Here is an 11,702-nt window from a genome sequence, read left to right as displayed (position 1 = left end):
GAAGCTACTGTTCTGCGGCATCAGGACGCAAAAAAGATACGACCTTCATCGTATCTGCAAACAGCAATATTCACGAAAGGTTACTTTGAAGGGCATAACAAAGAATACGGGAGTCATTCCCGCTTTTTTCAGTTATGCCAGCTATTCAGTTTTAATACTGAACCACCAAATCAATATAAGTAGTAGCCAATTAAAACCTCTCCCTTCGTGTAAGGAACTTGCTTATCGCTAAGCTGTCTTTACCATAACCTGTAATGGAAAATAATTCAATGTTATTTGTATGCAGATTTCGAAATTTTAAAACTACTTTATGGACGACTGTAAATGACGAAGTGCCCTTCACTGGCAGATTCGCTTCCGATCCAGCCCACAGGCAGTCCCTGATTTTTATAAACATTGAACATCTCTTCAAAATAAGGATGTGGCTCCTTGCATAACAATCGGGCTCGCGCAATCTGAAATAGATCACCGCTGATGATATCAGCGAGATGGTTGATTTGAGCAGGCTTGAGGTGCAGTTCATCAGCCAGTCCCTCTAATTTTTTCTTCATTATGTTGTAGAAATCTTGCTCCTCTTCATACATAATGAACGCTCGGGCTAGAGACTTCTCCTGATCACCAGAGGCGGGTGGAATATCCCCTGACGCATCTGCAGTGATATCTAATAGAAAATAAAAAGGAGGCTCTACATCCTCATCCTGGTAAAACAACAGGGCTTCCTCTAGATTCGTAAACGGATTTGGCACCTCAGAAGCGGCTACATCTGCTGTAACGCCATCGGTAACGGGGGGATATGCCCCCTTCAATACATTGCCGCGCTCAATGTAATCAATAATCTCACGTACATTTACAGGAAAGATTTCTTTACTGGTCATTGTTGGTCTCAACTCCCGACATTTAATGGTAGATGCCTTATAATTCTACACCTATGTGCGGAGAGCCTGCCTGCAAAGCAAAATCATTCAAGGATGCTATAACGTCTTCGCGTTCGTGGAGTAGCTCGGATATGTTACAATTTTTCTATGACAAAAAGTGACGTAGTTAAGGTGGGGATATGATGAATCAACGCAGGCTGGCGATGATGCGCCTCATGGATTCCAGACATAAGTTCACGGCTCGGGAGCTTGCAGAACGATTCGAAGTGTCGGTTCGAACCATCCAGCGTGATCTGGATGCATTACAGGCGATGGGCTTTCCCCTATACACGGAGGTAGGTGTTAACGGTGGATACCGTGTACTGCCCAATCGCATTTTGCCACCTCTGCAGCTGACGCAGCAGGAAGCATTGGGTTTGTTTATGATGCTTGAATATTTGGAGATGGTCCCTGATTTTCCGTATGGTTCGATTCGTGAACATCTGGCAGAGCAGTATTTCTCTACACTGCCTTTGGATGTACAGGAGCGGATTGCGGGGATGAGGGAACACATTGCATTTATGCAACATCCGGGTGATCACCACGATTCCCTTACATCGGATCTGTTAACAGCCGCAGTCGAGAAGAAAGTTATTTCATTCTTGTACAACGCTCGCAGCGGCTGGAAAAAGGTGACCGTCTATCCCATAGGCATTTATTATGAGCAGGGATATTGGTACATGCCTGCACGGCATAACGATCACGTATTGTTATATCGTGTGGATCGAATAAAGCAGCTTACGGTGCTGGATCAGATCGATGAATCTGTACCCACACTAAAAGCATGGCTGAAACAGGCAACGCGCACAGATGGTGAAGAGGTTGTACTGCAATTTACAGCATTCGGGGCAAGAATAGCTGCGTCGGATGCATTATTCAAGACCGTTGCAGATCAAGAGTGGCGCGGCGTTGTGCCACATTCGGAGTTTGCTTTTACAGCGCGTAGGCTACTCTCCTATGGACCTGAGGTCAAGGTGATATCTCCACGAGAATTGCAGGAGCTGGTCCGTACGATGCTGGAGCAAAGTGTAGCGCAATATAAGGAGGATTAGAGGATATTGGCTTCTCATATGGAAGATATAGAAGTGTTACCCGAAATGCTGGGGCATGACTTAACGTAATCTTATATCGATTCAGCCAAAGGGGAGCTACCATGATACGATTCATAAGAAGTTTTAACACCCGCTCTATGCAGAGTCCAAGCGAGGAACAACGGCGGTTGTTTGCATAGAGCCTAATATCCATTCCCGCCATCATTGATATGATAAAATCAGAAGTTTTCTCGTTAGACTCTGCTACCTTAAAGATTAACTTTTTAAGGAGTGGAGTACGATGAAATATGTGAATGCGGATGCCGTCCTTCCGAAGGCATTGCTCGAAGAGATACAACGTCATCTTCCTGGTGGATTAATCTATGTTCCGAGGCCGAAGGATACCCATAAGAAATGGGGAGAGAATTCAGGCGGTCGACAACTGATCCGGGAGCGGAACAACGAGATTCGCCAGCAGTTTGCTACGGGAGCAACGACCGATGAGCTTGCAGAGCAATATTGTTTATCCATCGAGAGTATTAAGAAAATTGTATATTCTAAAAAGCGAAACGAAATAGAAATGAAATAAGATTGGATGAAAAGGGGGTCACATTCGAGCCATCGGGTGTGGCTTTTTACTATGTTCCTTCAATGAGCAGACATGGATGTAAAGAATGATTAGGAAACGAATATTACATATCTGTCCACCGCCAGCATTCGTACAATAGAGTCCAGGGGGCACGTTTACTTAAAGCGGGCGTAACCAGTGGAAGGAACGGTGATTTAGTTAAACATGAATATCCAAGTGGAACTGACGAATCCAGACAAGGCGTACATCATCAAAAACATGTATCCGTTATACCTGCATGACCTGTCAGGACATTATGGTCTGCAGGAGGCACATCGACCGAATGTGCATGGTATTTACGAAGCGAGTTCTGACTACCGAACATTACAAGACCAATACGATGTGCAAAATATATGGTGGGAAAAGCCGGGCTGTCTCTATCCTTTTCTCTTTCTTGCTTCAGGCACGCCCGTAGGTTTTGCTTTTGTAGCTACACCGCCGTATTGCTCCGAGGGGACTGATTATTTCATGCATGAATTTTTTCTGATGCAGCCTTTTCGCGGTGTAGGTCTTGCAGAGCAAGCGGCTACAACGATCTTTGCGAAGTTCAGGGGCCGCTGGGAGATATTCACCAATCCGAACGAGAAGAACAGGATCGGCCAACAATTCTGGAGAAAAACAATGACTCATTATACCGAGGGTAACTATCGGGAAAGCGTGGGAGCAACGCATGATGGGCATAAAATGATCTTCCAATTCTCCAATCTCTAACAGGTTGACACCTACAATGATGAACGTTTAGATGAACTTTTAATAGTAATATAGTATGTCGCTACTGTTCGCGAATCATCTGTGCGTCCGGCACATTGTGCACGCCCCATTTGCAGATTTCCTCCAGAATGGGCATCAGACTCTGACCTCGCAGAGTTAATGAATATTCTACTTTGGGCGGAATCTGATCATATTCGACTCTCTGTATGACACCCTCACGTTCCAAATCGTTCAGTTGGGTGGTTAATACTTTATACGTTATCCCGGGCACACGTCTCTTGAGTTCGCCATAACGTGTAACGCCATGAAAGGCGAGCTGATACATAATCTTCATCTTCCACTTCCCGCCAATGATGGACAACGTATAATCGAAGGGGGCCAATGCTTTTGGCGGAGATGTATTCATGTGTTTTGTCATCAATATACTCCTTCTCTGTGGGTACGTACTTTGAAGTGCGTACTTTTTTTATGGTGAACAAGTGGATATCCTTATACCAACTATATGGCTCTCGTAGCCCTTTGTAAAATCGAAGAAAGTCTCCTGTTGATATGGGGCGAAGGAGTGGATGTGAATGGCAAAATACGATGTACATGAGTTTGCAACAAGTGATATCACGGTGGATGAAATGTATAAATTGATGATTGGCTCTGTTGTGCCGCGGCCTATTGCCTGGGTTTCGACGAGAAGTAAAACGGGTGTGCTTAATCTGGCTCCATTTAGTTTTTTTACTGTTGCTTCGCGTAATCCGCCAACCTTACTTCTGTCCATTGGTCCTGGTGTAGGAGAGAGAGAAGGGACGAGGAAAGATACCCTTGTTAATATTCAAGATACCGGACAATACGTTATTAATGTAGTTCCGGCATCGTTAGTGGAATCTATGCAGCGCTCATCTATGAATGTAACATCGGAAGAAAATGAATTTGAACTGGCAGGGGTTCATCCGCAGTCGGGAAAACGGGTGATTGTGCCTTCGGTTCAGGAGTCTCCAATTGCTTTTGAACTTACACTGGATCGAATAATTGAGGTGGGGACAGATCATCTTGTTCTTGGAAAAGTAGAACATGTAAGGGTGGATGCAGATGCCTATGCCGGTAACTCTAAAATAGCTACTGAGCGCTGGCAGCCATTAGCCAGTCTGGCAGGTGATTACGCGTTGATTACACCTTCATTCACCGTCGGAGACTGAGTCGTCACTTCCCCTTGACGTGCCCCGGCACGCCTGCTGCAAACTTCCTTGCTTGGAACGAAAATTCGAAAAAATCTGCTTTTTTCAGCGTTTTCAGACACACCCTAAAACGAGCGAAAGGCTAGCTCCTGTTGCTAGCCCTTCACCCGTGAAACTCCTCTAACTGAAAGTGATTATGGAGTTGCTGGACCTAACAGTTTCACCTCATGCAGGGTTGGGGTGTACCAGTTACCCGGATTGTTCCATAGCACGGCTGTGATCATACGAATCCGGACATAACGAGCAGTCAGGTTCACAGCATCGGTTGTGAAGCCATATGTCAGATTGTTAGAGCGATCTATGGTGGAATAATTCACGCCATCGTTACTGGTTTCTATTTTGTATTTGTAGTACCCCTCGGAACCTTTATACATAAACCAGGATATGTCGATCTCCGTAATGGTTTTTGGTGCTCCGAAATCGACCTGCCACCATGCCGGCCAGCTATTGGAGGAAGCTACCCACGAGGTCTGATAGTTACCGTCATTGACAAGGGAGGGGGACGAGCCAGAGGCCGTCGAGCTGGCGGAGGCCGCCTTGCCTTGGGCATGATTGACGAGCGCAGGTAACGTGATCTGGCCTGTTGCCGCGTCAATGTTCCATGACGTATACCATTCCAGCGAAGCCGTTCCACTGGCGTCATTTAACGTGAGTGGTAGCCAGATATGTTTGTGCTCGCCTAGATTCATCGGATTCCAGCGATCTGCCATATAGATATACGAAGTGGTGTTACTACCCTGAATCGTGGCAATATCATGAATCTGAGAGCCAAAGGCTGATGGATTGCCATAAGGCGTAAGTGCAGTCCATGGCCCTGTCATGGACGTAGCTGTAGCGTATGCTCCCTGATTCGGATACCAGCCAGCGGCCTGGGAGGTGAAGAGATAGTAGCGGTTTCCTTTTTTCACAACAGCAGGGGCCTCGCGGTATGCATTCTCGAACAACCATCCTTCGAACGACTGTACCCCTGTGTAGCTTGCATTCATTTTAAAAACAGCCATCGTATCATTCGCACCGCCGTTTTTACGGGAGGCCGTTACGAGATAACCTGTGCCGTTCGTATCCACGAAAACAGTCATGTCACGGGATTCATAGTCAAGCGGACGGAAGCTGCCCTCATACGTAAATTTTCCATTGGGTGTACTGCTGGTAGCTACTGCAACGCGGCCGAGATTATAATCCGTACCGTTCTCATAATGAGCCCAGAGCACATATTGCTTGGTGGAGGCGTTGTAGATCACTTTGGGACGTTCGATTTTACTGGAGGCGAGTTCCGTCGCGGAGTCTTTGGTCAATATGGCATTGCTGAAGGTCCAATTTTTCAAATCCGTCGAGGTGTAGACGTTTACGCTGTCAAACTTGCCGCCCACCGCGTGTTCGCCATACAGATAATACGTTGAGCCTACCTGCAGGATGTTACCGCTGTTGGCGTGAATGGGATTGCCAGCCGTATCAAGCCAATCGGTACCATTGGTAATTGCTACACTTGCCGCGTTGCTTCGTTCAGGATGTAGACCAAACATCGTTAATGCGAGTGTGAAAACCAGAAGCCAGACCGTCTTACGTTTTCCCATTACGTACACCTCCATATAGATTAGAAAATAATTAAAGCGCTTTCAAATCTATTGTAGTTGATTTACAATATTTAGCAAGTGAACAATTCAGAGATTGCTGAACAGAGCAACATCTGATGAAGAATAAGCGGAAAGAGCATAATGCTGCCCCCATTGACTGTGATATGAAGCCAGAAATCAGATGAAGTCGTAAGTAAATGGTAGTATCTTTGTAGGAAGATGAAGGATAAAACACATATAGGCGCTGGAGGTGCAAGATGCTATGAATGATGCCGTATGCTATGAGGTAAATTCGGTAGAAGATTATATAGCGATGATCGAAGAGTTACCGAATGGTCAGGAGGGGTATTATTATCGCGGAGAAAACAGGCGATACGCCACTCAATCCTCTTCCTTACTTCGATCAGGAATAGCGCGATTGCTTCGAGATAACCCGGAATTTTATGTGGATACAGTAAACGATTATATCGGAGATATGGCAGATCAAGCGGGAGAGTGGGAGCACGAGCATGTGTTAGCCTGGTGTCATCATGAGGGTCTGCCTACGAATCTGCTGGAGCTTACAGCGTCTCCGCTACGCGCGCTCTATTTTGCCTGTTTGAGCCGCGCCGATCATAGCGAGGAGCCGAGTCAGGCAGGTTACGTATATGGTTTTTCGAGAGAGAATACAGCCGATGTGACTGAATTAATATTGGAAAATGTGAAATTGAATGCATCTCGTTATAACTTGATTGAGGATATGGTCGATGATCCACGATGGATAAATCTGCTGTCGGATCACGATAAAAAGAGACCTTCTAAGCCTGATCTGGCCCAATTGCCTTACCTGATTTATCAGGCACCGTATAAGTATAGAGGTTCAGACGAACCGAATGGCCTATACTTCTATCAGCTGTTTCAGACGGTCTTCCCATCATCCGGTCCGGAGTTTTCATATGAGATCATGCAACAACACTACGAACCTTCGCTGATCGTTAAAGTGAGCAATCAGACAGAGATTCGAGAGCAACTTCATCACCGACTGAGGCTCTACAAGTGATTGAGGTATCGCTCGAATATAAGAGCAAGATTGTGATTGTCGTCTCGTGATATAACTGTCCTGAGCCTTTGAGAAGGTCAGATTATTCATTGAAGGGGATGACGTTATGAACGAAACATGCAGAAGACTGGAAGGACAAGTAGCCGTAGTAACAGGTGCGAGCAGAGGTATTGGCCGGAGTATTGCGATCCGTCTGGCACAGGAGGGGGCATACGTTCTTGTGCATTTTGCAACAAGGCAGGCGGAAGCGGAGAGTGTGGTGCGGCACATCGTAGACCGTGGTGGACAGGGGCAGGCCATTGGAGCTGATTTAAATACGCTGGATGGCATTCATGCACTGTTTGCCAAGGTTGATGCAGCTGTTCAGAAGCACGGACAAGAAGGCAAGTTGGATATTTTGGTCAATAACGCTGGCATAGGACAGATCCTTAGCCTGGAGGAAACGACGGAAGAATCTTTTGAGGATGTCATGAGAATTAATGTAAAAGCACCGCTATTTGTGACGCAGCAGGCCGTCTCTCGGCTTCGGGACGGAGGGTGTATCATCAATATTTCCTCTTTTGTGACACGGGTAGCTTCTCCGGGGGTGTTTGCTTACAGTATGACCAAAGGGGCTGTGGATACGTTCACGAAGCTACTAGCCAAAGAACTGGGAAGCCGCCAGATCAGAGTTAACGCCATACAACCGGGAATCATCAACACCGAGATGAACGCAGGAACACTTGCGAACCCACAGGGACAGGCGTATGCAGCCGGGCTCTCTGTAATGAATCGCTGGGGAGAACCCGACGATGTGGCTGATATCGCTGCATTTCTTGCCTCGGCGGATAGTCGCTGGATGACAGGACAATGTCTGGATGCCAGTGGTGGCTCACACTTATAATTTCTGACGATATAGCCATGGATTGAAGGAGGAAAGGTTATGGATCGCTTTGTGATCAATGCGAATACTCTAGTGGTCTTGCAGAGAGAGGACGGAGACGCGGTGCTGGTCAAGGGCGGGATCACTGCTGATGGTTTCGAAGTCTTATCGACCTACCCCAAAGGCTGGCTGACATTTGCCTATCTAAAAGATCATCAGGGTATATGGTGGTTCAATGCGCGCACGAACAAGGTCAGTTTGTTCAGTCAAGACATAGAAGCGTTCCGCGTTGTGCACGAGGATTACAGCTCTGATTCGCAGCATGTCTATCTGGAGGACAAGCCCGTTTCTCCCTCCGATCCAGGCAGCTTTGAGCTGTTGCCAGGGACGCCTTATTTTGCAAAGGATAAACATTGGCTATATGTCAAAGACAGCCAGCATTTTCATGTGTTCGATGAAATTGATACAAGTCTAGCCATTGCGCGGCATGATTACTGTACGGATCAGGATCATCTGTTTCATTTGTCGAGCGGCCTTCGTTATGCCAATGAATATAAACATGAGATGGTCGATTGGTTGCGGGAGCATCATCCAGATATACCTGGCTGGTGGCAGGCTGACTATGCTCATCATGCAGATAATTCGGTGCAGCTTACGGGCAATTGGTATGCCACGGCTACCTCCGTATTCTATCGGACAGATTCTGACGGTGGGTACAGGCGAGATGCTAAAGAAACCTTCAATCTGGTTCGCGGTGCGGATCGAAGTTCATTTGGACCGCTAGATGAACAGTTTGCGCGTGATCGGAATCGGGTTTATTTTCAGTGGCGTACCATCCGTGGAACAGATCCGAAGAGCTTCGAGTCACTTGGAGGCCGATTTGGCCGGGACAAGCAGCATATTTATTATAACGGGTACCGTATTGAGGGAGCAGATGTACTAACGTTTGAAGTGTTAGGCGGTACGGAGCATCTGGGTTTATCCAGAGATCAGAACCATGTATATCATGCGCAGTATGCGCGTACCCTTCAGCCTTTCGGCCATCCTGACGATGTGCTTCAACGGATCAAGGGAGCGGATACAGCAACTTTTGAAGTGCTCACACCATCTGGTAGTTGGGCTGTAGATGCGAATCAGGTATATCTGTGGGGTATAGTCAATAAAAAGATAGATCGTGCCAGCTTTACTCATTTGCTCGAAGCTGATCCCCAGAGCTGGGCCAAGGATCGAAATGGGCTCTATAATGCCAACGGCAAACGTACCGTAAAAGGCATTGATGGAGCATCTTTTGTCATGTTAAATCCATATTGGGGCAAGGATGATCAGGGCGTATTCAGTTTTGTGACAGGAGGGGTATACAAGACGGCGGATGCGGAGACCTTTCAGGTGACGGATAATGAAGGTGGTGCGGAGGATAAGCTGTTCTTTTATACGGTAGCAGGAAGTGTAGTGCGGAAAAAGAAGAAGTGAAAATAGAAATAGATATGAAACAGAAAATTCGAAATCAAAAAAACGGTATTCAAAAAATCCCCTCCTGTTCCGTATGCTGGAAGGAGGGGATTTTGTCTGAGCTGTCAGCTTGTTGGTCTTCAGAGAAGTAGCTTTATTGAGGTTTCTTCAAGAGGCTGTCTTCAATAAATTGTAGCTGTGCTTCCAGAGAAATCGGGTCATTATAGAATGAGCCCTCTGTGTTGATGAAATAAACCTGTTTGTTTTTCACAGCAGGAAGTCCCTTCCAAATGTTGCTTTCGTACACCACATCAGGATTACCGTCGTCCCACCCCCAATTGCTTGTGAAAATATAATCGCCTGCATATTCGGGCAGTTTCTCCAAGGACAGGCTGGCACCTGTGCCTTCCCCATCAATGAGATCCTTCTGGATTAGAGCAGGGGCTTTCAGACCAAGGTCCCGGTACAAAATCTCTCCCCCACGTGCACCCTTATTTCCCCACGCATAGATGCCTTTGGCATAGGGCTGAAGGATAGAAACCGTATGATTGCCCACGACTGCTTGAATCTTTGGTTTAACGTTGGCGATTTTGGCATTCCAATGGTCTACCCAAGTCTGAGCTTCTTTCTCTTTGCCCGTTAATTTTCCGAATTCAAGCAAGAGCTCTTGTGGAGTTGCACCGCCATATTTCAAGCTTACTACAGGGGCAATTTGGGACAAGGCTTCGTATTGATTGTCCACCAGATAATCATATGTGATGATCAGATCGGGTTCCAGACTCAATATTGCTTCTGCGTTGCTTCCTTCCTCCAGATTGATGATTCCTTCCAGCATGCCTTGATGGTAAGGGTTTCGCATCGCATCATGAGTCGATGCTACCGGCTTGACACCAAGCACCAGTAAATTCCCGATGGCACTGCCCGTCAGATCGACAATTCGCTGAGGGTGGGCGGGAATGGTGATGGTTCCTCTACTATCGGTGTAGGTCCGGGTTGCTGGCGTTGATGTCTCGGATGTGGCGGCTGATTTTTGTTGAGATACATTCGATTCCCCTGCTGTACCTGATGCTAAGTTGTTCGGTGCTGTTGCTCCACCAGCGCATGCCGAGAGAATTAAGGTGAAACATAAGAGCAATGCCGCTGTGGCAATGGATGATGATCTGCTTGTCTTAACCATGGATAAACCTCCGCTTGAATGTAAATGAGAATTATAATCATTGAAACTATAGCACTGAGGTTCAGCTACAACAAGGGCAGATCGGGTACGCGGCTTGGGCATTTCCGGTATTCGGTTCCCTGTCTGGGAAACGGTTGCCCGGTACTGAGCAGGAGTTATGCCGTATACTTTTTTGAAACTGCGGCTTAATGTGTGGGCATCCGGGTAACCAACAAGTTCGGCAATCTCTTGAAGAGGGATTCCTTGACGTGAAAGCATCATGGCAGCCTTTTGAGCACGAACTTTTGCTAATAGCCGTATGGGACTGTCGTTCAGTCGAGACTTGAACATTTTGGTCAGATAACTAACACTGCAATCGAACAGTTCAGCCAGGGATTTAAGTGTGATGGGCTCCATATAATGTTCCTGAATGTAATGTAATACCTGAGAAGGCAAGTCCGGGGCCACGGGTTCGATTCCTTGCTGTTTCATCTGTAAAAGAAGCGCATGAACGAACTGATAAAACAGGGTTCGAGCCTGAAACTGATGGAGCAGATCGGGAGTCGTCCAGTTTTGAAACATATCATCCAGCTTCAACAGCAAAGAGGTCGGATGGCCAGGGACAAATACATATTGATATCGAAAGGAAGAATCGACTCCCGGTTGCCTTAACAGTGGATGAGAAGCAGGTAACATCATGACTGCTTTGTACAGAATCAGATAATATTCCAACCGATCCTCTGCGAAAATGTCTATAAAGGCGCCGCGTCCTCCATGTAAGACATGGAATCGGCTCATGTAATATTGGGATTGATCAAGGCGTATCTGGGCATGTCCGTCCAGCACATATAAGAATGAATGTGCCGGGAGCTGGTATCGTTGCAAGCCTTCTCCGGGTTCCAGCACGGCAAGGCGAATATCCATGACTTTAACCGAAGAATGATTCCATACTCGAATATGTTCATCAAGTGTTATTGTCATTCGTACGAACCTCCTGCTGCGCGTGGGCATTTCTTTTATTATATTGATAATGATTCTCAACGTAAAGACAGAAAAAGGATAACGGATCGTAGAAATTCTCCGTTATCCCTCGCTATATATGATCCTATGAT

General features: G+C 46.6%; 11 protein-coding genes. 7 read left to right on the top strand and 4 right to left on the bottom strand.

All coding sequences use genetic code 11. The annotated features are described in order from the left end of the window. Positions 1-308: 308 nt before the first annotated feature. On the bottom strand, positions 309-875 hold the full coding sequence (locus Q9R46_RS19265; protein WP_311281371.1) for a hypothetical protein: 567 nt from the start codon (positions 873-875) through the stop codon (positions 309-311). Between the two features lie 179 nt (positions 876-1,054). On the opposite strand from Q9R46_RS19265, the gene Q9R46_RS19260 reads away from it, so the two are divergent. The 3 genes from Q9R46_RS19260 (at position 1,055) to Q9R46_RS19250 (ending at position 3,284) form a co-directional block, all read left to right on the top strand. Continuing rightward, the gene (locus Q9R46_RS19260) at positions 1,055-1,966 is read left to right on the top strand and encodes a helix-turn-helix transcriptional regulator (protein ID WP_311281370.1); all 912 of its coding nucleotides are present in this window, start codon (positions 1,055-1,057) and stop codon (positions 1,964-1,966) included. Between the two features lie 280 nt (positions 1,967-2,246). Further along, entirely contained in the window at positions 2,247-2,534 is a 288-nt protein-coding gene (locus Q9R46_RS19255; protein ID WP_311281369.1) for a CD3324 family protein, read from the top strand. A gap of 204 nt (positions 2,535-2,738) precedes the next feature. Beyond that, on the top strand, positions 2,739-3,284 hold the full coding sequence (locus Q9R46_RS19250) for a GNAT family N-acetyltransferase (protein WP_311281368.1): 546 nt from the start codon (positions 2,739-2,741) through the stop codon (positions 3,282-3,284). Between the two features lie 61 nt (positions 3,285-3,345). Here the strand turns inward: Q9R46_RS19250 and Q9R46_RS19245 are convergent, their stop codons facing one another. Then, positions 3,346-3,702, bottom strand: a complete 357-nt coding sequence (locus Q9R46_RS19245) for a winged helix-turn-helix transcriptional regulator (RefSeq protein ID WP_311281367.1) — start codon at positions 3,700-3,702, stop codon at positions 3,346-3,348. Positions 3,703-3,856: 154 nt separating this feature from the next. On the opposite strand from Q9R46_RS19245, the gene Q9R46_RS19240 reads away from it, so the two are divergent. Then, the gene (locus tag Q9R46_RS19240) at positions 3,857-4,471 is read left to right on the top strand and encodes a flavin reductase family protein (protein WP_311281366.1); all 615 of its coding nucleotides are present in this window, start codon (positions 3,857-3,859) and stop codon (positions 4,469-4,471) included. Positions 4,472-4,644: 173 nt separating this feature from the next. Here Q9R46_RS19240 and Q9R46_RS19235 read toward each other — a convergent pair whose 3' ends face one another. Continuing rightward, positions 4,645-6,033, bottom strand: coding sequence for a family 43 glycosylhydrolase (locus tag Q9R46_RS19235; protein ID WP_311281486.1), 1,389 nt, complete (start codon positions 6,031-6,033; stop codon positions 4,645-4,647). Positions 6,034-6,346: 313 nt separating this feature from the next. Here Q9R46_RS19235 and Q9R46_RS19230 point away from each other — a divergent pair, with 313 nt between their 5' ends. From Q9R46_RS19230 to Q9R46_RS19220, 3 genes are all read left to right on the top strand, one after another. Beyond that, positions 6,347-7,123 (top strand): FRG domain-containing protein, encoded by a 777-nt coding sequence (locus Q9R46_RS19230; RefSeq protein ID WP_311281365.1) that lies wholly within the window; start codon positions 6,347-6,349, stop codon positions 7,121-7,123. 106 nt (positions 7,124-7,229) lie between these two features. Continuing rightward, the gene (locus tag Q9R46_RS19225; protein WP_311281364.1) at positions 7,230-8,006 is read left to right on the top strand and encodes an SDR family oxidoreductase; all 777 of its coding nucleotides are present in this window, start codon (positions 7,230-7,232) and stop codon (positions 8,004-8,006) included. Positions 8,007-8,045: 39 nt separating this feature from the next. After that, complete coding sequence (locus Q9R46_RS19220; protein WP_311281363.1) at positions 8,046-9,455, top strand: DKNYY domain-containing protein; 1,410 nt, start codon at positions 8,046-8,048, stop codon at positions 9,453-9,455. Positions 9,456-9,588: 133 nt separating this feature from the next. Here the strand turns inward: Q9R46_RS19220 and Q9R46_RS19215 are convergent, their stop codons facing one another. Further along, positions 9,589-11,571 carry an AraC family transcriptional regulator gene (locus Q9R46_RS19215; RefSeq protein ID WP_311281362.1) on the bottom strand — a complete coding sequence of 661 codons (1,983 nt, stop codon included), beginning with the start codon at positions 11,569-11,571 and terminating at the stop codon, positions 9,589-9,591. Between the last annotated feature and the right edge of the window lie 131 nt (positions 11,572-11,702).

The sequence above is a fragment of the Paenibacillus sp. RRE4 genome, assembly GCF_031844205.1.
Lineage (GTDB): Bacteria > Bacillota > Bacilli > Paenibacillales > Paenibacillaceae > Paenibacillus > Paenibacillus xylanexedens_B.
The sequence above is the reverse complement of the archived record's forward strand: the minus strand, read 5'-3'. Positions and strand labels throughout refer to the sequence as shown.

Bases quoted from the DNA above. Each gene is read 5' to 3' on its own strand.
- Q9R46_RS19250 (WP_311281368.1), top strand. From the start codon at position 2,739: ATGAATATCCAAGTGGAACTGACGAATCCAGACAAGGCGTACATCATC.
- Q9R46_RS19230 (WP_311281365.1), top strand. From the start codon at position 6,347: ATGAATGATGCCGTATGCTATGAGGTAAATTCGGTAGAAGATTATATA.
- Q9R46_RS19240 (WP_311281366.1), top strand. From the start codon at position 3,857: ATGGCAAAATACGATGTACATGAGTTTGCAACAAGTGATATCACGGTG.
- Q9R46_RS19215 (WP_311281362.1), bottom strand. From the start codon at position 11,571: ATGACAATAACACTTGATGAACATATTCGAGTATGGAATCATTCTTCG.
- Q9R46_RS19225 (WP_311281364.1), top strand. From the start codon at position 7,230: ATGAACGAAACATGCAGAAGACTGGAAGGACAAGTAGCCGTAGTAACA.
- Q9R46_RS19235 (WP_311281486.1), bottom strand. From the start codon at position 6,033: ATGTTTGGTCTACATCCTGAACGAAGCAACGCGGCAAGTGTAGCAATT.
- Q9R46_RS19265 (WP_311281371.1), bottom strand. From the start codon at position 875: ATGACCAGTAAAGAAATCTTTCCTGTAAATGTACGTGAGATTATTGAT.
- Q9R46_RS19220 (WP_311281363.1), top strand. From the start codon at position 8,046: ATGGATCGCTTTGTGATCAATGCGAATACTCTAGTGGTCTTGCAGAGA.
- Q9R46_RS19255 (WP_311281369.1), top strand. From the start codon at position 2,247: ATGAAATATGTGAATGCGGATGCCGTCCTTCCGAAGGCATTGCTCGAA.
- Q9R46_RS19245 (WP_311281367.1), bottom strand. From the start codon at position 3,702: ATGACAAAACACATGAATACATCTCCGCCAAAAGCATTGGCCCCCTTC.
- Q9R46_RS19260 (WP_311281370.1), top strand. From the start codon at position 1,055: ATGATGAATCAACGCAGGCTGGCGATGATGCGCCTCATGGATTCCAGA.